This is a genomic window from Pseudomonas fluorescens (genome assembly GCF_001307275.1).
GTDB lineage: Bacteria > Pseudomonadota > Gammaproteobacteria > Pseudomonadales > Pseudomonadaceae > Aquipseudomonas > Aquipseudomonas fluorescens_AA.
Genome location: NZ_CP012831.1, coordinates 3494939 through 3516570 on the forward strand (window position 1 = coordinate 3494939; position 21632 = coordinate 3516570).

At 62.9% G+C, this 21632-nt stretch carries 19 protein-coding genes; 11 read left to right on the forward strand and 8 right to left on the reverse strand.

The window, feature by feature from the left end; genetic code table 11:
- Positions 1-254: 254 nt before the first annotated feature.
- From AO356_RS15460 to AO356_RS15475, 4 genes are all read left to right on the forward strand, one after another.
- Positions 255-2639, forward strand: coding sequence for a hybrid sensor histidine kinase/response regulator (locus AO356_RS15460; protein ID WP_060740496.1), 2385 nt, complete (start codon positions 255-257; stop codon positions 2637-2639).
- Between the two features lie 71 nt (positions 2640-2710).
- Positions 2711-4360: an acyl-CoA dehydrogenase family protein gene (locus AO356_RS15465; protein WP_060740497.1), complete on the forward strand. Its 1650-nt coding sequence runs from the start codon at positions 2711-2713 to the stop codon at positions 4358-4360.
- Positions 4361-4668: 308 nt separating this feature from the next.
- Positions 4669-6168, forward strand: a complete 1500-nt coding sequence (gene amn / locus AO356_RS15470; RefSeq protein ID WP_162491255.1) for an AMP nucleosidase — start codon at positions 4669-4671, stop codon at positions 6166-6168.
- 139 nt (positions 6169-6307) lie between these two features.
- Positions 6308-6874 (forward strand): pseudouridine synthase, encoded by a 567-nt coding sequence (locus AO356_RS15475; protein WP_162491256.1) that lies wholly within the window; start codon positions 6308-6310, stop codon positions 6872-6874.
- On the opposite strand, the gene AO356_RS15480 is transcribed toward AO356_RS15475, so the two are convergent.
- Both AO356_RS15480 and AO356_RS15485 read right to left on the reverse strand, forming a co-directional pair.
- Positions 6869-7078, reverse strand: a complete 210-nt coding sequence (locus AO356_RS15480) for a DUF2788 domain-containing protein (protein WP_003228500.1) — start codon at positions 7076-7078, stop codon at positions 6869-6871. The genes AO356_RS15475 and AO356_RS15480 overlap by 6 nt on opposite strands.
- A 240-nt stretch (positions 7079-7318) precedes the next feature.
- Complete coding sequence (locus AO356_RS15485; RefSeq protein ID WP_003185723.1) at positions 7319-7798, reverse strand: Lrp/AsnC family transcriptional regulator; 480 nt, start codon at positions 7796-7798, stop codon at positions 7319-7321.
- A 414-nt stretch (positions 7799-8212) separates the two neighbouring features.
- Between AO356_RS15485 and AO356_RS15490 the strand changes: the two genes are divergently transcribed.
- Positions 8213-9214 (forward strand): DUF6515 family protein, encoded by a 1002-nt coding sequence (locus AO356_RS15490; protein ID WP_060740499.1) that lies wholly within the window; start codon positions 8213-8215, stop codon positions 9212-9214.
- A gap of 130 nt (positions 9215-9344) precedes the next feature.
- Here AO356_RS15490 and AO356_RS15495 read toward each other — a convergent pair whose 3' ends face one another.
- Together AO356_RS15495 and AO356_RS15500 are read right to left on the reverse strand one after the other, a co-directional pair.
- Positions 9345-10238 carry a cation diffusion facilitator family transporter gene (locus AO356_RS15495; protein ID WP_060740500.1) on the reverse strand — a complete coding sequence of 298 codons (894 nt, stop codon included), beginning with the start codon at positions 10236-10238 and terminating at the stop codon, positions 9345-9347.
- A gap of 28 nt (positions 10239-10266) precedes the next feature.
- Positions 10267-10686, reverse strand: coding sequence for a hypothetical protein (locus AO356_RS15500; RefSeq protein WP_060740501.1), 420 nt, complete (start codon positions 10684-10686; stop codon positions 10267-10269).
- Between the two features lie 98 nt (positions 10687-10784).
- Here AO356_RS15500 and hrpB point away from each other — a divergent pair, with 98 nt between their 5' ends.
- The gene (gene hrpB, locus AO356_RS15505) at positions 10785-13304 is read left to right on the forward strand and encodes an ATP-dependent helicase HrpB (RefSeq protein ID WP_060740502.1); all 2520 of its coding nucleotides are present in this window, start codon (positions 10785-10787) and stop codon (positions 13302-13304) included.
- A 9-nt stretch (positions 13305-13313) separates the two neighbouring features.
- Here hrpB and AO356_RS15510 read toward each other — a convergent pair whose 3' ends face one another.
- The 3 genes from AO356_RS15510 to AO356_RS15520 form a co-directional block, all read right to left on the reverse strand.
- A complete protein-coding gene (locus AO356_RS15510; RefSeq protein ID WP_060740503.1) occupies positions 13314-14558 on the reverse strand; it encodes a hypothetical protein in 1245 nt (414 codons plus the stop codon).
- A gap of 13 nt (positions 14559-14571) precedes the next feature.
- Positions 14572-15651 carry an endonuclease/exonuclease/phosphatase family protein gene (locus tag AO356_RS15515; RefSeq protein WP_060740504.1) on the reverse strand — a complete coding sequence of 360 codons (1080 nt, stop codon included), beginning with the start codon at positions 15649-15651 and terminating at the stop codon, positions 14572-14574.
- A 90-nt stretch (positions 15652-15741) separates the two neighbouring features.
- The gene (locus AO356_RS15520; RefSeq protein WP_060740505.1) at positions 15742-16404 is read right to left on the reverse strand and encodes a YciC family protein; all 663 of its coding nucleotides are present in this window, start codon (positions 16402-16404) and stop codon (positions 15742-15744) included.
- Positions 16405-16579: 175 nt separating this feature from the next.
- Here AO356_RS15520 and AO356_RS15525 point away from each other — a divergent pair, with 175 nt between their 5' ends.
- The 3 genes from AO356_RS15525 to AO356_RS15535 all read left to right on the forward strand — a co-directional run bounded on the left by AO356_RS15525 (position 16580) and on the right by AO356_RS15535 (position 18570).
- Positions 16580-17329 carry a DUF2076 domain-containing protein gene (locus AO356_RS15525; RefSeq protein ID WP_060740506.1) on the forward strand — a complete coding sequence of 250 codons (750 nt, stop codon included), beginning with the start codon at positions 16580-16582 and terminating at the stop codon, positions 17327-17329.
- Positions 17330-17457: 128 nt separating this feature from the next.
- Positions 17458-17937, forward strand: coding sequence for an NYN domain-containing protein (locus tag AO356_RS15530; RefSeq protein ID WP_053182045.1), 480 nt, complete (start codon positions 17458-17460; stop codon positions 17935-17937).
- 21 nt (positions 17938-17958) lie between these two features.
- Positions 17959-18570 carry a PolC-type DNA polymerase III gene (locus AO356_RS15535; protein WP_057451857.1) on the forward strand — a complete coding sequence of 204 codons (612 nt, stop codon included), beginning with the start codon at positions 17959-17961 and terminating at the stop codon, positions 18568-18570.
- A 118-nt stretch (positions 18571-18688) separates the two neighbouring features.
- Here the strand turns inward: AO356_RS15535 and AO356_RS15540 are convergent, their stop codons facing one another.
- Complete coding sequence (locus AO356_RS15540; protein WP_060740507.1) at positions 18689-19141, reverse strand: Lrp/AsnC family transcriptional regulator; 453 nt, start codon at positions 19139-19141, stop codon at positions 18689-18691.
- A 161-nt stretch (positions 19142-19302) separates the two neighbouring features.
- Between AO356_RS15540 and yedA the strand changes: the two genes are divergently transcribed.
- Together yedA and AO356_RS15550 are read left to right on the forward strand one after the other, a co-directional pair.
- A complete protein-coding gene (yedA, locus tag AO356_RS15545) occupies positions 19303-20205 on the forward strand; it encodes a drug/metabolite exporter YedA (protein WP_060740508.1) in 903 nt (300 codons plus the stop codon).
- A gap of 58 nt (positions 20206-20263) precedes the next feature.
- On the forward strand, positions 20264-21601 hold the full coding sequence (locus AO356_RS15550) for a DEAD/DEAH box helicase (RefSeq protein WP_060740509.1): 1338 nt from the start codon (positions 20264-20266) through the stop codon (positions 21599-21601).
- Positions 21602-21632: the final 31 nt, after the last annotated feature.

A 21632-nucleotide genomic window follows, 5' to 3' on the forward strand; every position in this document is an offset into this window, starting at 1 on the left:
GGGAGCAAGCTCCCTCGCCACGGTGAGTCATCGTTCAAGATTCCTGTCTGACCAAAGCAACAGCTCTATCTCAATGCTTTGCTCTGAAACGCCCGTTCTAGAGCCTTCAGTAGGAAAAATTTCAATGGTGCAAATTGGCCATCAGCGGCTATGCTAGAGATGGATCCAACACATAACAGGTAATGCCGGTTTTACGTCTACTCAGGGAATGGGGGGCTTCCTGACTCAACCGGACAGGCCACGCTGGGGCTTAAATGCGCTATTTGCTGATGTTACTGCTGTGCTTGTCCCCTCTGGCAAGTGCCCTGGAATTCGATGAATTCACCCAAAGCCTACCCTTGGGCCATGCCTTGCAAGTGTTCGAGGACGCGGGCGGCACGGCCACCCTGGATGAGGTCCTGGCCCAGTCCGCAGCGGGTGCGTTCAAGCCCCACGACAAAGCCACGTTGAACGCCGGTTACTCGCGATCAGCCTTCTGGTTGAAAATCGACCTGCACTATCGCCCCGACAATCCGGACGCCCAGCGCACCTGGCTGCTGGAGCTGGCATACCCGCCGCTGGACCACCTCGACTTGTATCTGCCCGACGCGGCGGGGGCCTATCGCCTGGTTCGCCAGACCGGTGATGCGTTGCCGTTCGCCAGCCGCGAGATCCGCCAGAACAATTACCTGTTCAGCCTGGCGTTCAAACCCGAACAGCAACAGACCGTCTATTTGCGCCTGCAAAGCCAGGGTTCGATCCAGGCGCCGTTGACGCTGTGGTCGAGCACCGCGTACCTCGAGCAACAGCCGGTGCGCCTGTATGTGCTGGGCATCATCTATGGCGTGCTGCTGGGGATGCTGGTGTACAACCTGTTCATCTACCTGAGCGTGCGCGATACCAGCTACCTCTATTACATTTTCTACATTGCCTCGTTCGGCCTGTACCAGTTGTCGGTCAACGGTGCCGCCGTGGAGTACTTCTGGCCGGACAACCCCTGGTGGGCCAACGCCGCGACGCCGTTCTTCATCGGCTGCGCGGGCCTGTTTGGCAGCCAGTTCGCCCGCAGCTTCCTGCAAACCGCCCAGCATGGCCGCTGGATGGACCGCATGCTGCTGGCACTGATCGGCTACAGCGCCGTGGTCATCAGCCTGTCGCTGATGACCAGCTATGCCCTGGCCCTGCGCCTGGCGACGGCGTTGGCGCTGGTGTTCACGGTGGCGATCTTTGCCGCGGGGCTGTTCGCCTGGTGGCGTGGCCTGCGGGTGGCGCGCTATTTCATCATTGCCTGGTCGGCGTTTCTGCTGGGGGGCATCATCAATACCTTGATGGTGCTGGGCTACCTGCCGAACGTCTTCCTGACCATGTACGCCAGCCAGATCGGCTCGGCCATCGAAGTGGCGCTGTTGTCCCTGGCCTTGGCCGACCGCATCAATGCCATGCGCGAACAGCAGGCCCAGACCCTGTTGGACGCCGGGCAGAAACTCGAAGTGCTCAACCAGCAACTGGCCCACGGCAACAAGCTCAAGGACGAATTCCTCGCCACCTTGACCCACGAACTGCGCACGCCGATGAATGGCGTGATCGGTTCCCTGGAGTTGATGGAAACCGTCGAGATGGACGAGGAGCTGACCCAGTATCAACAGACTGCCGCCGGCTCGGCGCGGGACATGATGCGCATGGTCAATGGCATCCTCACCCTCACCGAGTTGCAGGCCGGCAAGCTCAAGGCCTATCCGGCGCCGTTCAGCCTGCGTGGGGTGATCGATGCGCTGCAGGTGCAGTTCGGCGCCAATGCCGCGGCCAAGGGCCTGGATTTCAAGGTCGACGTGTCCCCGGGCCTGGCGGACCGGTTGATCGGCGACAGCGGTAAACTGGCCCAATGCCTGGAATGCTTGCTGGACAACGCGATCAAGTTCACCCGGTTGGGCGGCCTGGCGCTGCGTGTCAGCGGTCGGCCGACGGAGCTCGATCGGCTGGTGTTGTCCTTTGCCGTCATCGACACCGGGATCGGCTTTACCGACCTGGGGGAAGCGACCTTGTACCAGCGCTTCTTCCAGCTCGACGGCTCGATGACCCGCGAATATGGCGGTCTCGGCGTGGGCCTGGCCATCTGTCGGCAACTGGTGGAGTTGCTGGGCGGGCGCCTGACCCACACTTCCGAGCCCGGTCGCGGCAGCCGGTTCCAGTTGGACGTGGAGTTTGACGTGGCCTTGCCGGCGGCGGTCCCGACACCGTTTTCCTTCGGTGGCCGCCAGGGCTCGCGCCAGCCCCAGGATTGCACGGTGCTGCTGGCGGACGACAACAACATCGATCAGTTGGTCATGCGTGGCATGTTGCTCAAGTTGGGTTATCGGGTGCGCACCGCCGACAGTGGCCGCGCCGCGCTGGATCTACTGCACGGCGAGCGCTTTGACGCGGTGCTGCTCGATTGCCAGTCGCCGCCGCTGGACGGTGTGTCGGTCTGCTGCCAGATCCGCGCGTTGTCTGGCTGCGAAGAGCTGCCGGTACTGGTGGTCAGCCCGAACCTGGGGCAGGAGCGCTGTCCCTCGGGCGCGTTGATCGACTACCTGAGCAAACCGGTGAAATTCGAGGCATTGCAGGCCACGCTCCAGCGCCGGGTGCTTTGCCCGAGGCAGGGTGAAAGCGCCGATATTTAGGCATATATGACACTTTGTTCGGCCTGGAGGCGGTGCTTAACTGAATCCCTGGCCGATCGAGGAGCCCTGTCATGAACCTGCACCAGTTCGCTGAAACCCACGACGTCACCAATCAGCCGCCGTCTCTGGATGGCGCCAATCTGTACCGCATCGACCTGCCGTTGCAGCAGTGGTCGCAGCGCTTCGGGGCTGGCTGGGCGCAGGCGCGGATCGATGCGTATGGGGCGCTGGCCGGCGGGCCGTTGATGGAAGCGGGCTTCCTGGCCAACCAGAACAAACCGGTTTTTTCCAGTCATGACCGCTACGGCCATCGCATCGACCTGGTGGAGTTCCATCCCGCTTATCACCAGTTGATGCGCACCGCCGTCGAGCATGGCCTGCCGAGTTTGCCTTGGGCCCATCCACAGCCCGGCGCACATGTCGCCCGGGCGTCGATGACCTATCTGCACAGCCAGGCCGAAGCCGGTACGGGGTGCCCGTTGACCATGACCTTCGCCAGCGTGCCGGCGCTGCGCCTGCAACCGGATCTGGCCGAGCGCTGGCTGCCGAAGGTGCTCGCCACCGAGTACGACCCGCGCAACGTCGGCATGGCCCACAAGGCCGGGGTGACCCTGGGCATGGCGATGACCGAAAAACAGGGCGGCACCGATGTGCGGACCAACACCACCAAGGCCTATCCGGTGGGTGCCAGCGGTCCGGGCCAGGCCTATGAGCTGGTGGGGCACAAATGGTTCTGTTCGGCGCCGATGTGCGACGCTTTCCTCACCCTGGCCCAGACCGACAAGGGCCTGACCTGTTTCCTGCTGCCGCGCCATCGGCCCGACGACACGCGCAACCAGTTCTACATCCAGCGCTTGAAGAACAAGCTGGGTAACTGTTCCAACGCCTCCAGCGAAGTCGAGTTCCGTGGCGCACTGGCCTGGATGGTCGGTGAAGAAGGCCGCGGCGTGCCGACGATCATCGAGATGGTGGCCATGACCCGCTTCGATTGCATGGTCGGCTCCAGCGCCCTGATGCGCCAGGCGTTGACCCAGGCCAGCCATCACTGTGCGCACCGCAAGGTCGGTGGCAAGCTGTTGAGCGAACAGCCGCTGATGCAGAACGTCCTGGCAGACCTGGCGTTGGAAAGCGAGGCCGCCCTGGCCTTGAGCCTGCGCATGGGCCGGGCGCTGGACCATTTGAATGACGAGCATGAGGCCAAGTTCGCCCGGCTGGTGACGGCGGTGGGCAAGTACTGGATCTGCAAGCGCGCCCCCGCGATGATCAACGAAGCCGCCGAATGCATGGGCGGCGCCGGCTACGTCGAAGACAGCATCCTGCCGCGCCTGTACCGCGAAGCACCGGTCAACTCGACGTGGGAAGGCTCCGGCAACGTGCAATGCCTCGATGTGTTGCGCGCCCTGTCCAAGGAGCCGGGTGTGCTGGAGGTCTTGTTCAGCGAATTGGGCGACGGCCATGGCGACAAGCGCCTGGCCGGGCATATCCACCAATTGCAGGCAGCCTTCAAGGACACCGACGACATCCAGTACCGCGCCCGGCAATTGACCGAAGACATCGCCGTCGGCCTGCAGGCCAAGCTGTTGCTGGAGGCGGGGAACAGTGAGGTCAGCGATGCTTTTATCGCCAGTCGCCTGGGTTCGACCGGCCGGGTGTACGGTGCCCTGCCTCGGGGCTTGAATGTCGAAGCCATCGTTACCCGCTCGACCCCGCACGCCTTTTAGAAACACCACATACCCCTGTGGGAGCGAGCCTGCTCGCGATGGCGTCGGCCCATCCAGCCTCTATGGTGACTGACACACCGCTATCGCGAGCAAGCTCGCTCCCACAGTGGACCTGAGTTGTACACAACCTCTGATTACGCCATCGAACCTTGTGGGAGCGAGCTTGCTCGCGATGGCGTCGGTACATCCAACCTCTATGGTGACTGATTCACCGCTATCGCGAGCAAGCTCGCTCCCACAGGGATTGTCGGCGAATGATCGAGCGCGCCAATACGCCACTGTTCCCGTCGGGCGGCGATGCAGGCAAGATGAAGGCCTGCAAGTCAGAACACAGGAAGCTGATCGTGACCGAAGCGTTTATTGTCGTTCAAACCGCCGAACAAGCCGTGGATCGTCTAGCGGCCCTGCACGAGCGTGCGACCACCGCGCTGAACCAGGCGCTGATGCGTTATCTCAAGGACCGCATCGAGCCGGATGCCGAGCAGCGTGCATTGTTTCGCTATCCCGCCTTGCGCCTGACCTATCACTGCCACGGCGAAGTCCCGCAAACCACGCGGGCCTATGCCAAGGTCCAGTTGCCCGGCACCTACAGCGTCACCGTCACCCATCCCGCCGCGTTCCGTAAATACCTGCTGGAACAGCTGGTCCCGCTGATGCACGACTTTACCGTCACCGTGGAAGTGGGCGTCAGCGAGCAGAACATCCCCTATCCGTACGTGGTGGAGCAGGGTGACGAACTGGCCGGCTCCGGTGTGACCGCCGCCGTACTGGCGCGGGTATTCCCCAGCACCGACCTGTCGGCCGCCACCGATGGCATCGCCGACGGCCTCTACGACTGGGAAAACACCGACCCGCTGCCCCTGGCGCTGTTCGATGCCGCGCGGGTGGACTTTTCCCTGCGCCGGCTGGTGCATTACACCGGCAGCGACTGGCGTCATGTGCAGCCGTGGATCCTGCTGACCAACTATCACCGCTATGTCGACCAGTTCATCGTCCATGGCCTGGAGCAGTTGCGCAGCGACCCGCGCTTTGTGCGCATGGTCCTGCCGGGCAACGTGATCATCGACAAGAACATGGACCATGGCGAAGCGTCGGCCATCGCTGCCGGTGTGGTCTGGCACCGTTACCAGATGCCGGCTTATCACCTGCAGACCAACGACGGCCATGGCGTGACGCTGGTGAACATCGGCGTCGGCCCGTCCAACGCCAAGAACATCACCGACCACCTGGCTGTGCTGCGCCCGCATTGCTGGCTGATGATCGGCCACTGCGGCGGGCTGCGGCAGTCCCAGACCATCGGTGACTACGTGTTGGCCCACGCCTATATGCGTCGCGATGGCATTCTCGACCGGGTAGTGCCGCCGAACATTCCGATTCCAGCCCTGGCCGAAGTGCAGATGGCGCTTCAGCAGGCGGCGGCGAACATCACCGGCGAGAAGGGCGACGAGCTGAAAAAGCGCCTGCGCACCGGCACCGTGCTGACTTACGACGATCGCAACTGGGAACTGCGCTGGGCCCAGGAACGTCCGCTGATCAACCTGTCTCGCGCGGTGGCGGTGGACATGGAAAGCGGCACCATCGCCGCCCAGGGTTATCGTCTGCGGGTGCCCTATGGCACGTTGCTGTGTGTCTCGGACAAACCGCTGCACAGCGAGATCAAGCTGCCGGGCTCGGCCAACGCGTTCTATGAGCGAGCGGTCAACCAGCACCTGAAGATCGGCATCGAGGCGCTGGACCTGTTGCGCACCGAACTCAACTCGTTGCATTCGCGCAAACTGCGCAGCTTCGACGAGCCGCCGTTCCGCTGATCGGATGGTGGTCATTTAACGGTCGGGCCACTAGCATGGTCGGCCCCGACCGTTAGATGTTGTATTCGCCATGCCCCGTCCTCCACGCCCTGCCTCCCGTCGCCCTGGCGCGAAGCTTCCCGCCGCTGCGCCGCGCCGTGTGGCCAAGGCTCCGCCGGCCGAGCCAAAGCTGATCCTGTTCAACAAACCCTTCGACGTGCTGACGCAATTCAGCGACGGTGAGGGGCGGGCGACGCTCAAGGATTTTATCGACGTACCGGGCATCTACCCGGCCGGGCGGCTGGATCGCGACAGCGAAGGTTTGCTGTTGCTGACCAACGATGGGCAATTGCAGGCGCGTATTGCCGACCCCAAGCACAAGCTGGCCAAGACCTATTGGGTGCAGGTGGAAGGCGAACCGAATGCCGAACAGTTGCAGCGTTTGCGCGATGGGGTGGAATTGAACGACGGCATGACCTTGCCAGCCGAGGCGCGCCAGTTGGACGAGCCGCAGTTATGGCCGCGCAACCCGCCGGTGCGTTTTCGTAAAAGCGTGCCCACGAGCTGGCTGGAGCTGGTGATCCGCGAAGGGCGCAACCGCCAGGTACGGCGCATGACCGCCGCGGTAGGCTTGCCGACACTGCGCCTGGTGAGGGTCAGGATCGGCGACTGGACGATCGAAGGGCTCGATCAGGGCCAGTGGAAAGAAGTGCCGGCGCGCTTATAACGCGCCTGATTCGATCAGGCCGATCACTACGCTCTTGATGATGAACGCGGCCACGCCGAGGCCCAACACGAAAAACAGGATGAACGAGCCGAAGCGTCCGGCCTTGGACTTCTTCGCCAGGTCCCAGACGATGAAGCCCATGAAAATGATCAGGATGCTGACCAGGCCGGTCATCATCCACTCTTCGAAAACAGCAGGATCCATCAGGACACTCCGGCGTGGGCGGGGTTGTAAGGGCGGGGCGAGTATACGGCATGGGGGAACGACGAGGGATTGGCCTGCGGCGGTGTGTCGCAGCTATTCATCGCCTTACCGGTGGCGTGACTGCCCCGGAACCTGTGGGAGCCGAGCTTGCTCGCGATGGCGGCATTACGGCTGACAATGACTTGGCTGATCCACCGCCATCGCGAGCAAGCTCGGCTCCCACAGGGTTCATGGCGATATTCAGCTGCGCAGGTGAGTTAACGGCAACTCGGTGCTGTTGAGCACCTGGTTCAGCACAAAGCTCGAACGCACGCTGGTCACCCCGTCGATCCGGGTCAGGTGCCCCAACAGCAGTTTCTGGTAATGGTCCATGTCCGGCACCACCACCTTGAGCTGGTAATCCGCGTCCATGCCGGTGACCAGGCTGCACTCCAGCACCTGCGGCAGGTTGCGGATGGCGGCTTCGAAGTTCTCGAAGCGCTCGGGTGTGTGGCGGTCCATGCCGATCAGCACATAAGCCGTCAGGCTCAGGCCCAGTAGCTTGCGGTCGAGCAGGGCGACCTGGCGGGTGATGTAGCCGTCATCCTCCAACTGCTTGACCCGTCGCGAGCAAGGGGAGGGCGACAGGCCGATGCGTTCGGCCAGTTCCTGGTTGGAGATGCGCGCATCGCGCTGCAATTCCGCCAGAATGCTCAGGTCATAACGGTCGAGTTTGCTCATCGGTCGGGCCTTTATCTTGATAATTGCGTAGGATTATCTATCCGGGGTTAAAAATTGCGCAAGTGATGTTTATTTCCGCAATCTTCGCAATCATCTGTCGGCACCCCAGGCTTATGCTTACCACCAAGATCACTGCTCGGACAAACAGTCCAGTGCAGCCCGCCCAATCCGGCCGGCTGCGGTCGCAGTACCCACCGGTACTGGCAGACCCCCGAGCTGCACACCGTCCAGAAGACGGCGTGAGGTGAGCCGACGTCATAAGCGTCGAGCACGGACGAAATTCTCAAGGGGAGGCCGACGGGCCTCCCTTTTTTAATGCCTGCGAAATAAACCCCGTGGCTGATAATCTGTCGCAGAACCGGCCTGGGCTTTTCCAGTCTTATCATCAGGCCCTGAACCGTTGTGAGGAATTTCATGAAGTCGCGCATCTGGCGTTTGGCAGGTGTTGGTCTGTTGTGGGCAAGTGTCAGTGCGCAGGGAATGGCCGACGATCAGCAAAACCGTGGCGGCCCGGACGGCGGTCGCGGGCAGGACGGGCGCGGCGGCAACGGCCAGGGTTACTCGGGCCAGCCGCGGCCGCAGAGCAACGAAATCATTCGGGGTGACAACAGTCGTCAGTTCGAGGTCAAGCCGCAGAACCCGGGTGGACAACACTACGATCGCCCACCGCAGGACCCTAACGCTCACGGTCGTCCGCCGCAGCCTGGCAACAACTTGCCCATCCAGGGCCGGCCCGACAGCGTGACCCAGACCCGCGAACCGCAACCGGGGTATTACCGCGATATCCCTCGGCGCAACGATGGCTATCCGAACGCAGGTCCGCGACCAGACCATGACGGTCGTCCCGGTCAGCATTGGCCCGGTCGGCCGGATGGGCATGGCAACGGGTGGGGCCCGGGGCCGCAATACCGTCCGGGTTATGTGATCGACCGTTTCCCGGATCGCAACTACCGTGTGCCCTATCGCGGCCAGGACTATTTCTATTCCGGCGGCTACTGGTATCGCCCGCAAGGACCGCGTTACGTCGTGGTCGCGCCACCGCGGGGCATCCGCACTCGTTACCTGCCCGATTACGCCCGGGAAGTATGGATCGGCAGTTCGCTGTTCTTCCTCGCTGCCGGCGCCTATTACATCTACGAAGCCAACACCCAGGATTATGTCGTGGTCGATGCGCCGGTCGCCAACCCGCAGCCGCAACCCCAAGGCAACAGTTTCGATGTGGTGGCCTATCCGGCCAACGGCCAGTCGCCCGAGCAGGTCAATCAGGATGGCTACGACTGCTATCGCTGGGCGGTGCAGCAGAGCGGGTTCGATCCGCGCAACTACACCTACCCGCCGGCACCGGAAGTGGTGCAGACCTATCGCCAGGCCCAGGGCAGTTGCTTGAGCAGTCGTGGGTATCAGGTGACGTACTGACTATCCAGTGCAAATCCCCTTGTGGCGAGGGAGCTTGCTCCCGCTGGCCTGCGCAGCAGGCCCAGGATCTTGCGGCCGCTGCGCAACCGAGCGGGAGCAAGCTCCCTCGCCACCGGTTCTGTGTTCGGCATCACGCGCTGGCGCGCTTCACCACGTCCGACGGATCGGCATGCACCAGCACTTCGGCCTTCGGATAAGCGTGGTGGATGGCATCGGCGGCCTGATCGCTGATGCCGTGGGCCACTGACAGGGTCAGGTCCCCCGGCAACTCCAGGTGCAGTTGCACGAACCAGTGGTTGCCGGAGACCCGCGTACGCAGGTCATGGGCGCCCAGCACGCCGGGCACGGCGCAGGCCAGTTCCAGCATGCGCTGGCTGACGTCGGGCGGCAGTTCTTCATCCATCAGCACCGCGAAGCTTTCCCGGGCGATCTGGATGGCGCTCCACAGGATGTACGCGGCGATCCCCAGGCCGAACCAGGCGTCGAGTCGATACCAACCGAACCCGGCCAGTACCAGCGCGACCAGGATGCTGCCGTTGAGCAGCAGGTCGGAGCGATAGTGCAGCGAGTCGGCGCGCACGGCGTTGGAGCCGGTGGCGCGGATGACCCGATGCTGCAACGCCAGCAGCGCCACGGTCAGCCCCAGGGAAAACACAATCACACCGACGCTGAGCCAGGGCGCCTCCACCGGCACCGGGTTCTTCAGGCGTTCGAAGGCCTGCAAGGCAATCAGCACCGCACTGGCGCCGATAAACAGCGCCTGGGCCATGCCAGCCAGGGATTCGGCCTTGCCATGACCGTAGCGATGGTCATCGTCGGCGGGGCGTAATGCATAGTGCACCGCCAGCAGATTGAGCAGCGAGGTGACGCCGTCCAGGGCCGAGTCGGTCAGGCCGGCGAGCATGCTCACCGAACCGCTGAGCCACCAGGCCAGGGCCTTGGCGATCACCAGTGTGAGGGCCACGGCCACCGACGCCCGGGTGGCCAGGCGCAGCAGGCGAGCGTGTTCGGTGCTGGTGGTCATGGCGCGGTCGTTCCTTCAGTGGCGCCGGTCATGCGGCCGGTTTCAGACCGAGGGTGGCCAGTTGTTGCGCGCTGCCTTTGTGCTGGATCAGTCGAGGATCGTCCAGTGGGAAGCTGCGGCCCAGTTCGCGTTCCAGGATCGCCTGCAGTTTTTGGTTATTGACTGTGCCGTCGGGGTTGATGGCCGGCTTGAGTTTCTCTGGCTCGATCTGGACGCTGCGGCCCGGTTCGAAATAGATGGCGCCGGTGGCAAAGTCCACGGCGAACGCGATCAGGCCGGGGATGATGTAGAACAGCAGGCCGACGGCATCGAGGGCGGCGATGGCCGGGTCGATCTTGCCGTCGATCTGGCCGCGGCGGTCCGGGTAGAAGATCGAGCCACAGGCGCTGATTTGAGTCAGCAGGGAGGCGACCAGCACGCCACCGATCACGCGAAAGGGAATACGCATAGCAATCTCCTGAACAGGTAGTAGAGGCGTTGCTGGTTGGAGTCCAGACCACGCTAAACAGTTCGCCGTTATACTCGGCCCTCTGTTTTGGAGCCAGCATGATTTCTTTGCCGATTGATGAAGTTTTACCCGCCCTGCGTCAAGCCTTGGCATCACGCCACGAAGCCGTGCTCGAAGCACCGCCCGGTGCCGGTAAAACCACCCGTGTTCCCCTGGCCTTGCTGAACGAGCCCTGGCTGGCCGGACAGACCATCCTGATGCTCGAACCCCGGCGCCTGGCGGCACGGGCGGCGGCTGAGCGACTGGCCAGCGAACTGGGGGAAAAGGTCGGTGAAACCGTCGGTTACCGGATTCGTCTCGACAGCAAGGTCGGGCCCAGGACCCGCATTGAAGTGGTCACCGAAGGCATCCTCACCCGCCGTTTGCAGGACGACCCGGCGCTGGAAGGGGTGGGGCTGCTGATTTTCGATGAATTCCACGAACGCAGCCTCGATGCCGACCTGGCCCTGGCCTTGAGCCTCAACGGTCGGGAGTTGTTTCGCGAAGACCAACCGCTGAAAATCCTGCTGATGTCCGCCACCCTCGAAGGCGAGCGCCTGGCCGGGTTGTTGGACGACGCGCCGATCCTGCGCAGCGAAGGCCGCATGTTCCCGGTGACGGTGCGCTGGGGCCGGCCATTCCAGCCTGGCGAGTTCATCGAACCACGGCTGGTGCAGACCGTGCTCGAAGCCCTGCACGATGAAGCCGGCAGCGTCCTGGTGTTCTTGCCCGGGCAGGCGGAGATCCGTCGGGTCCATCAGCAACTGGCCGAGGCCTTGGGCGAGGGCGGCAACGTCTTGCTCTGCCCGTTGCACGGCGAACTGGACCTCGCCGCTCAACGCGCCGCCATCGACCCGGCACCCGCCGGCCAGCGCAAGGTGGTGCTGGCCACCAACATTGCCGAAACCAGCCTGACCATCAATGGCGTGCGGGTGGTGATCGACGCCGGACTGGCCCGGGTGCCGCGTTTCGACCCGGGCAGCGGCATGACCCGACTCGACACCCAGCGCATTTCCCGGGCCAGCGCCACCCAGCGGGCCGGTCGCGCCGGGCGCCTGGAGCCGGGGGTGTGCTACCGGTTGTGGTCCGAAGACCAGCATGAACAATTGGCCGCTTACGGTAGCGCGGAGATTCTGTCGGCGGACCTGGCCGGGTTGGCCCTGCAACTGGGGCGCTGGGGCGTGACGCCGCAGCAATTGGTCTGGCTCGACGTCCCGCCCGCCGCTGCGTATGCCCAGGCCCAGGACCTGCTGCAGCGCCTGGGCGCGCTGGAGGGCGAGCAACTGACCCGCCACGGCCAGGCCATGGCCGAACTGCCGGCTCACCCGCGTATCGCGCATCTGCTGTTGCGCGGCCAGGCGCTGGGGCTGGCGGACATGGCTTGCAATGTCGCCGCGCTGTTGGGCGAGCGCGACATTCTGCGCGGTGCCGGTGCCGACCTGCACAGTCGCCTGGCCTTGCTGTCCGGCGAAGAACGAGCGGCGCGCGGCGCCCAGGGCGGGGTGCAGCGGGCACGGCAATTGGCCCGGCAATATCGCGGTTACCTGCGGGGCAAGGCCGAAGAGGCCGTAGCCGATCCCGATCATCCGCGCTGGCTCGGCGCGTTGCTGGCGTTGGCCTATCCCGACCGCGTCGCCCAACAGCGCCGGCCCGGTGGCGCGGAGTATCGCCTGGCCAACGGCCGGGCGGCGTTGTTTGCCGAGGCTGACAGCCTGATGAAACAGGCGTGGCTGGTGATCGCCGACCTGGGTAGCCGCCAGGGCCAGCGGGAAGAACGAATTTACCTGGCGACGGATTTCGACCCGGCGCTGTTCGATTCGGTGCTGGCCGAACAGGTCCGCGTGGTGGACCAACTGGATTGGGATGAACGCGAAGGCGTGCTGCGGGCCGAGCGCCAGCGCAAGGTCGGCGAACTGGTGCTCAGCCGCGAACCGTTGACCGGCCTGGATGAGTCAGCCCGTAGCCAGGCCCTGGTGAACCTGGTGCGGCGCAAGGGCCTGGAATTGCTGCCCTGGACCCCGGAACTGCGGCAATGGCAGGCGCGGGTGGCCTTGTTGCGTCGCCTTGAACTGGAGGCCAAGGGCGAGAGTGAATGGCCAGACGTCAGCGACGCAGCGCTGCTGAACACCCTCGAGCACTGGTTGATGCCGTATCTGGGCCGAGTCTCGCGTCTCAGCCATTTCGCCAACCTGGACCTGTCGAGCATCGTCCACAACCTGTTGCCCTGGCCGTTGCCGCAACGCCTGGATGAGCTGGCGCCGCACCATTTGAGCGTGCCCTCGGGCTCGTCGATTCGCCTGGACTACAGCGAACATCCACCGATCCTGGCGGTGCGCTTGCAGGAGCTCTTCGGCCTGGCCGATACCCCGCGCATCGCCGGCGGACGCCAGGTGGTCAAGCTGCACCTGCTGTCACCGGCCCGCCGACCGGTGCAGGTGACCCAGGACCTGGCGAACTTCTGGCGCAGCACCTACGCCGAGGTGAAGAAGGATTTGAAGGGGCGCTATCCCAAGCATTACTGGCCGGACGATCCGCTGGTGGCGGAGGCGACGGCGCGGGTCAAACCGCGTAAGGCCTAGCACCCTGTATCACAACGACTGCTGCAGATGCCTCCTGACGATATCTGCAATCAAAAGGCCTGTTTTTTCGGAAAAGGCCACGGATACCTGGCCGTTGGCATACTGGATTCTGGCCGGCGCGAGGGATTCGTCGCTTTCGGTCACGCCCTTGACCACGGCATAGCCATTGACCGAGACGATCAGGCGAACTCGCTTGACCGGCAAGCCTTCTCTAAAGTCCCTTTGCAAGACGTCCGCTGGGACAATGCCTGAAATCCTCGGGTCCGACAGTGGCGAACTTGCGTCTCTCTCGTAGTGGTTGAAGAACCGCTCGATGAGTACCCCCTCTACCTGCTCGAAGGTGAACACCAGGTTGTCGAAAAGCCGATGTGGGTCAAATTCTTGTGTTCTCAGGCAGAACGTCAAGACCTTCAAGATGATTTGCGACCCTTTGAAGTCAGGGTCATCTACCGCTGGGTGGGCGCTTTCGGAGAAATGGAGCCGGGTCAGATACAGGGCATCGTCCTTGACCAGGATGTTCAAGTCGATCCTGGGAGGCGTGGTTTTTATCCCGATGGATTTAATGCCATACCATTCATAAAATCCGCCGAACCGGTCATGAATGGGTGTGTTGGGTTTGCGCCCGTTGTTGATGTCGGATTCGTAATACAGCATGTTGGAACACAAGGATTCCGCCAGTTCTTCAGTCGGCGAGATATGCGTCCAAGGCCATTCATCCAGGGGGGCGAAGCGTTCGTCTTCCGTTTCGATCCGCTGCTTGAGCTGGTTTGTCCCTGAACCGGCGAGGTAGCAGGTTCCAAAGTTCTGGGTGGTCATCGTGGCTTCAGGGCGGTGGGTATAGGCGCACTTGCCACCCTTTCCATCCAGTAGAACGCCCAGCATGTGGAATGCACCCGCGGTCTGGCCCATGCCCATTAGAACCTGGTCGATCGTGTTGGCATCGATCATGGCGTCGGGTTGATAGCCGAGCTTGATGTCAATCGACTTCGCAAGCTCCACCCAGAACTCATAGGCCGACCGGCAATCCCCTGCAAAGGCGAGCATGCCGCTGTTGTTCGGCAGGATGTAGGTTTTTCGACCCATGCGCGCGATATGAAACGGCCCGTCAGCGTCATGCCAATCAGTGGGTATCAGCCCCAGCGAAGGAACCCACACGGACATCGACTGGCGCTTGTCTGGACCGTCCGCGCTGATCAAGCAGTCGGCGATCAAGTGTGGGTCATGCTCGGGGTTGATCAGGGCGATTACCGTCATGGTGAGATTCCTTTCAAGGCATGGCTGGCAACAAAAAACGCGCAATCACCGGTAAATGGTCGGAGATGCGCAAGGTGTCGTCCTGGCGCACCTGGGCTTCAACCCGTTTGATCCGGGGGCTGTAGAACAGGTAGTCAACGGTGCGGTCGGGGCCGTTGAGGCCGGGGTCGTTCGGGTAGTGGGTCAGCCAGTGCTCGCGGTCGATGCCGCTGGCTTCGTTGTTGGTGGGAATCATCGGGTACTTGTCCCACAGCAGGTGCAGCGGGCTGTCGGCGGAGTAGGGCGTGCGTTGCTCGGACGGCAGGCGTCGGTACTGGCCCAGGGGCAGCAGGTTGAAGTCGCCGCCGATCAGCCAGGGCGTGCCTGCGGATTCGAACTTATCCAGTGCCTGGGTCACGGCGGTGATTTGTCTGGGCAGGGTTTCGTCCGGTTCAGTGGCCCGTTCCAGGTGCGTGTTGAGCACCGCCAGCTGGCTGCCGTCGCTCAGTGACAGATAGCTCACCAACAAGGCATTTTTCGGCTGGAACTGACGGCTGATGACGTTGGTGTCGGCCACCGGCAGTTGCACCCGTTCGGCATGGTCGATGCGGTAGCGACTCAGGGTCGCCAGTTGCCGGCCGACGCTGCCGAAGATGTGCGGGTCGGGGATGAAGTCGGCTTTCCAGTCGAAGGCGCTGGTGCCGCACGGATAGAGGTCGGCGAGGCGTTCCTGCAGTAGCTTGAGCTGGTCCTGGTAATCGCTGGCCTTGGCGCCCTTGTCCAGTTCCTGGAGCAACACGATGTCCGGTTGCTCGTCGCGGATGACCCGGGCCACTTCGTCGAGACTGAAGGCCATGTCTTCCAGGGTCGGGCTTTCATCGTCGCCCTGGGCCAGGTCGTGCCAGAACACGTAGCGCTTGCCGGCGAGGAACTGGACGTTCCAGGTCATCACCTTCAAGGCTTGGCCGGGTGCCAGCGCGGCTGCATTGGCGGTGCAACTGACCGGCACGCTTTCCCGGGGCTCTGGCCGCCAGGTCAGGCCGTAGATCGACAGGGCGGCCAGGCTGAGGATCAACAGCAGGCCCAGCAAGGTGTGGCGCAGTAGACGGGTCATGGCTCGGCTTATGGGCGAAACGCAAAAGTGCTCCCGAGCATAACCGAGAGCGGTTCTCAAGCCCAAGCCCAGGGCTGTCGCCGTGTGCGATCAGCGGCGCTCGGGCCTGGCCTCGATCAGCATGAACAGGCGGAACAGCACCACGGTGGTGAACAGTTGCAGGAAGCTGTGGACGCTGTCGATCAGCAAACTGACCGCGGGGTTCTGGGGTGACGGATACACCGAGACGCTGGCGCCCTTGAGCAGCCACAGTGGGCCCATCACCGCGAGAATGCACAGCAGGATCCGCCAGAAGTTGCCGCGGGACAGGTTCAGGCTTTCCTTCATCGCCGCCAGGGGAGCCAGGCCCCTGAGGACCAACAGGTATTCGCCGAAGGCCAGGGTCACCATCAGCCACAGGCCCGGCAGGAAGTACAACGACAGCCCCACCAGGATCAACAACGTGTTGAGGGCCGTCAGCAAGGCAAAGCGTGGCCACAGCGTGAGGGCCGTTGCGAGCAGGTCCCGCGTGCGTGGTGCTTCACCGCGGCTGCGGGCGTCGAGAAACAGGATCAGCGCGGCGGTGTACAAGGGGTACACCAGCAGCCCGACGATCACGCTGTAGCCGGGAAAACCGTCGGGGCCGAGGGCGCTGTCCACGCCTTGCTGCAGCAGGGCCTCGAGTATCACCAGTGGCAGGCACAGTTGGGCGATCCGGCCCAGATGGCGCTTGAAGAAATACAAAGAGTCGCGCAGCACGTCAAACGGATTCATGGGTCGGTATCGCAGTTGAAAAAGCGGTCCGACACTTTAACCGATCAGGCGCCCGCACAAGCAAACGTAAACATCAGGTAAAGACCATTGAAAGCTTTCCGGCGAGCCCCATTACTGATGGGCACCGGTCTTCGGGATCGGAATGGTTTCTACCCGGCAATCGAATGAGGTCGCCATGAACAACGAAGAACAAACCCTGATCGATGGACTGTTTTCACGGCTGCAACAGGCCGAAAAGGATTCAGCCCCGCGCGACGCCCAGGCCGAGGCGCGGATCAAGGAGCACCTGGCGAGCCAGCCAGCGGCGGGCTATTTCATGGCCCAGGCGATCCTGGTGCAGGAGGCCGCGATCAAGCGCCTCGATGAGCAGAACAGGCAACTCGCCCAGCAGGTCGAGCAATTGCAGGCCGAGCTGCAACAAGCGCGCAAGCAAGCGCCGGCACCCAGCGGTGGCGGTGGTTTCCTCTCGAGTATTTTCGGCGGCAGCCCGCGGGATTCGCGCCCGGCGAGCGCGCCGGCCGCCAGCGGTGGCGGTTGGCGCGAACCGGCGCAACCGTCCTTCAATGCCCCGGCCCAACAGGGCTTCGGCGCGCCGCCCGGCAATTATGGCGCACCGCAGCAACAGGCCCCGGCAGCGGGCAGCTTCCTCGGCGGCGCCCTGAAAACCGCGGCGGGCGTGGCGGGCGGCGTGATGCTGGCCCAAGGCATCAGCAGCCTGTTCCACAGCAATCAGCAACCGCAGGAGATCGTCGAGGTCATCAAGGAAGAACCGGCGCAACCGGTCAACGACACCGCAGGCAACGGTTGGGGCGATGACTCGCGCGTGGCCGACAACGACACCTACGGCAACGACCAGGGCGGGTTCAGCGACGCGGATTACAGTGACGATTCATCTTCCTTCGGCGACGACGACTCTTTCGTCTGACCTGCCATTCGTCCGGGGCGCCCTGGCGCCTCGGGTCGATTATTCGCGGAACAATCCTTCTGGCTGGCATACTGGGCGACTTTTCGGCCCTGGTGGGCTGCGTACGTGTGCATCCAAGAGGAAACGCGGTGAAAAAAATTGCAGTGTTCGCCGATGTCCAGAACCTCTACTACACCGTGCGCCAGGCTTACGGTTGCCATTTCAACTACGCCGCGCTGTGGGCCGATGTCAGCAAGCAGGGGCAGATCGTCGAGGCCTACGCCTATGCGATCGATCGCGGTGACAGCAAGCAGCAACAATTCCAGCAGATCCTGCGCAACCTGGGTTTCGTCGTGAAGCTCAAGCCCTACATCCAGCGCAGCGACGGCTCGGCCAAGGGCGACTGGGACGTGGGCATCACGCTGGACATCATGGACGCCGCCGACCACGTCGATGAAGTGGTGCTGGCCTCCGGCGATGGCGATTTCGACATGTTGCTCGAACGCATCATCCAGAAGCACGGTGTGCAAGCCGTGGCCTATGGCGTGCCGGGGTTGACCGCCAACTCGCTGATCCGCGCCGCCAGTCGCTATGTGCCCATCGAAGGCGCGTTGTTGCTCAAGAATTGATTTTCACGGAGTTCAAAAGGTTTGGAACGCATCGCAGTCATCGACTTTGAAACCACCGGGATCACCCCGAGCAGCAGTTGCCGGGCCACTGAAATCGCAGTGGTGATGCTCGAGCAAGGCCGGATCGTCGACCGCTACCAGAGCCTGATGAATGCCGGTGTGCGCGTCCCTGCGTTTATCGAGCAACTGACCGGCATCAGCAACGCCATGCTGCGCAGCGCACCCTCGGCGGAAAAGGTCATGAACGAGGTCAACGAGTTCGTCGGCATCACGCCACTGCTGGCCCACAACGCCGCGTTCGACCAGAAGTTCTGGGATTTCGAGCTGGGACGTATCAAACGCACCCGCTTGCAGAATTTTGCCTGCTCACTGTTGCTGGCCCGGCGCCTGATGCCGGCGGCGCCGAACCACAAGCTCGGCACGCTCAATGCGTTCGCCGGCTTGCCCCACACCGGCCAGGCTCACCGGGCCATGGCCGACGCCGAAATGGCCGCCAACCTCACCGCGCACCTGGCTTCGCAACTGCGGCAAAAGCATGGGTTGCGGGAGTTGTCCCATGATTTGCTGTGCAGTTTGCAGAAAGTGCCGGCGGCGAAGATCAACGAGCATCTCAAGCGCCATCGCGGGTTCTAAACACACCGCTGGGACAACTGTGGGAGCGAGCTCGCTCGCGATAGCGTCGGATCAGTCAGCCGCTTTGTGACTGACACTCCGCCATCGCGAGCAAGCTCGCTCCCACAGTTGATCAGTGTTATTTCCCATGGCCTTCCAACTGCCCCAACGGCACGCGCTTTTCAATGGCGCTGGACAGCACGATCGACGTCTTGCTGAAACCGAACTTGGCAATGCGGTTGATCAGCTCTTCCAGTTCGGGCATCGAGCCAACCGCCGCTTGCATGATCACGCACGGATCCCCGGTGACCCGGTGGCATTCGGTCAGTTGTGGGATCTTGCACAGTTCGTCGTAGGTCTTCTGGTTGCCGTGCTGGTTCATTCGCAGTTCGATGACGCATTGCACCGGCAGGCCGATCTTCGCCATGTCGACTTTGGCTTGATAACCGGTGATGACACCGCTGGCTTCCAGTTTGCTGACCCGTTCGGCCACGGCGGGGGCTGACAGGTTCACTTTGCGGGCCAGTTCGGCGTAGGACGCACGACCGTTGTCCAACAGAGCACTGAGCAACATGCGGTCGTATTTATCCACGGTTTGGCTTCCTGTCGGTGCGACTTTCGAAAGCGCGATTTATAGCGCTGATCGCCGTGTTTTGAAAAGTGTATGGCCTGGATAAACAGGTTTTGTAGCTTAATTTCCGTCTATCGCCTTTCTAGAATAGCGTCTCTCATTGTCCTGACTTCGAGCTGAACATGCCTGGCCCACGCCGTTTCCCCCTGCCATTGATCGCTGCCTTCTTTGCCTTGTACGTCATCTGGGGTTCGACCTACCTGGTGATTCGCATCGGTGTGGAGCATTGGCCGCCGCTGTTGCTGGCCGGGATTCGTTTTGTGCTGGCCGGTTCGCTGATGTACGGCTTCCTGCGCTGGCGCGGGGCGCCGGCGCCGACCTGGGCGCAATGGAAGGCCGGGGCCATCATTGGCGTGTTGTTGCTCAGTTTCGGTAACGGTGCGGTCAGTGTGGCCGAGCACACGGGCGTGGCGTCCGGGGTCGCGGCGTTGGCGGTGGCGACGGTGCCTTTGTTTACCCTGCTGTGCGGATATTTCTGGGGCGCGCGTAATACCCGTCTGGAATGGGCGGGGATTGTGCTGGGGTTGATCGGCATCGCCATGCTCAACCTCGGTTCCAACCTGCAATCCAGCCCGTTGGGGGCGACCCTGCTGGTGTTCGCCGCGGCCTCCTGGGCCTTCGGCTCGGTGCTCAGCAAGCACCTGCCGCTGCCGGCCGGGGCAATGGCCAGCGCTGTGGAAATGTTGGTGGGCGGTGTGGTGCTGTTGATCGGCAGCGTGGCCAGCGGTGAACACCTGGACAGCATGCCGCCGCTGGAAGGCTGGTTCGCGCTGGCGTACCTGACCTTCTTCGGTTCGATCATCGCCTTCAACGCCTACATGTACCTGCTCAAGCATGTGCGTCCGGCGGCGGCCACCAGCTATGCCTACGTCAACCCGGCCGTGGCGGTGTTGCTGGGCATCGTATTCGCCGGTGAAACCATCGGCATCGAGGAGGCCTTGGCGATGTTGGTGATCATCAGTGCGGTGGTGTTGATCGGTTTGCCGCAGTGGCGCAAACCCAAGCCTGCGCCGGCCGTCTCCTGATTTAGGGTAAACTGCCGCGCATTGCACACCTTGCGCTGATTTTTCCTACGGTATTTCCATGACTTTCGCCACCCTTGGCCTGATCGAACCCTTGCTGCGCGCCCTCGAGACGCTCGGCTACCAGACCCCGACTCCGGTTCAGGCCCAAGCCATGCCGGCAGTGCTCGCCGGTCGCGACCTGATGGCCGCGGCCCAGACCGGTACCGGCAAGACTGCCGGCTTTGCGGTGCCGCTGTTGCAGTTGCTGACCACCGAAGGGCCGAAGGTCGCGGCCAATTCGGTGCGGGCGCTGATCCTGGTGCCGACCCGTGAATTGGCTGAGCAGGTCCATGAAAGCGTGCGTCAGTACGCGCAAAACCTGCCGTTGAGCACCTACGCGGTGTACGGCGGTGTCAGCATCAACCCGCAGATGATGAAGCTGCGCAAAGGCGTCGACCTGCTGGTCGCCACGCCGGGGCGCTTGCTCGATCTGTTCCGCCAGAATGCGCTGAAGTTCAATCAACTGCAGACGTTGGTGTTGGACGAAGCCGACCGCATGCTCGACCTGGGTTTCTCCGAGGAACTGGCGAATATCTACAAGGCCCTGCCGAAGAAACGCCAGACCCTGTTGTTCTCGGCGACCTTTTCCGATGCGATCCGCTTGCTGGCCGGGCAGATGCTCAATGATCCGCTAAGCATTGAAGTGAGCCCGCGCAACGTGGCTGCCAACACCGTCAAGCAATGGGTGGTGACGGTGGACAAGAAGCGCAAGCCGGAATTGTTCGTGCACCTGATGCGCAAGCACAAGTGGAAACAGGTACTGGTATTCGCCAAGACCCGCAACGGCGTCGATGCGCTGGTGGAGAAGCTCCAGGGCCTGGGCGTCAACGCCGACGGTATCCACGGTGACAAGCCCCAGGCCACCCGCCAACGTGCGCTGGACCGCTTCAAGGCCAGCGAGGTGCAGATCCTGGTCGCCACCGACGTCGCCGCCCGTGGCTTGGACATCGAGGATTTGCCGTTGGTGGTGAACTTCGACCTGCCGATCGTGGCCGAGGACTACATCCATCGCATCGGCCGTACCGGCCGGGCGGGCGCTACAGGGCAGGCAATTTCCCTGGTCTGCGCCGATGAAGTGAATCTGCTGTCAGCCATCGAGATGTTGACCCGTCAGACGTTGCCTCGCCAGATGGAACAAGACTTCGAGCCTGAGCACCGCGTGCCGGACACCGATGCCAGCGGCCAGGTGATCAAGAAGCCGAAAAAGCCGAAGAAACCGAAAACCTCCGGTGGTGGCGGCAAGCGCAACCTGGGCAAGTGGGTGGACAGTGGCGACGCTGCGCCGGTGGAGCCTTCGGTCAAGCCTGTGCGCAAAGTGCCGGTGTTCAATACCGGGCCGCGTAAGCGTAAGCCTTGATGGCCTGTCAGGTCTGATAAACCGCTATCGC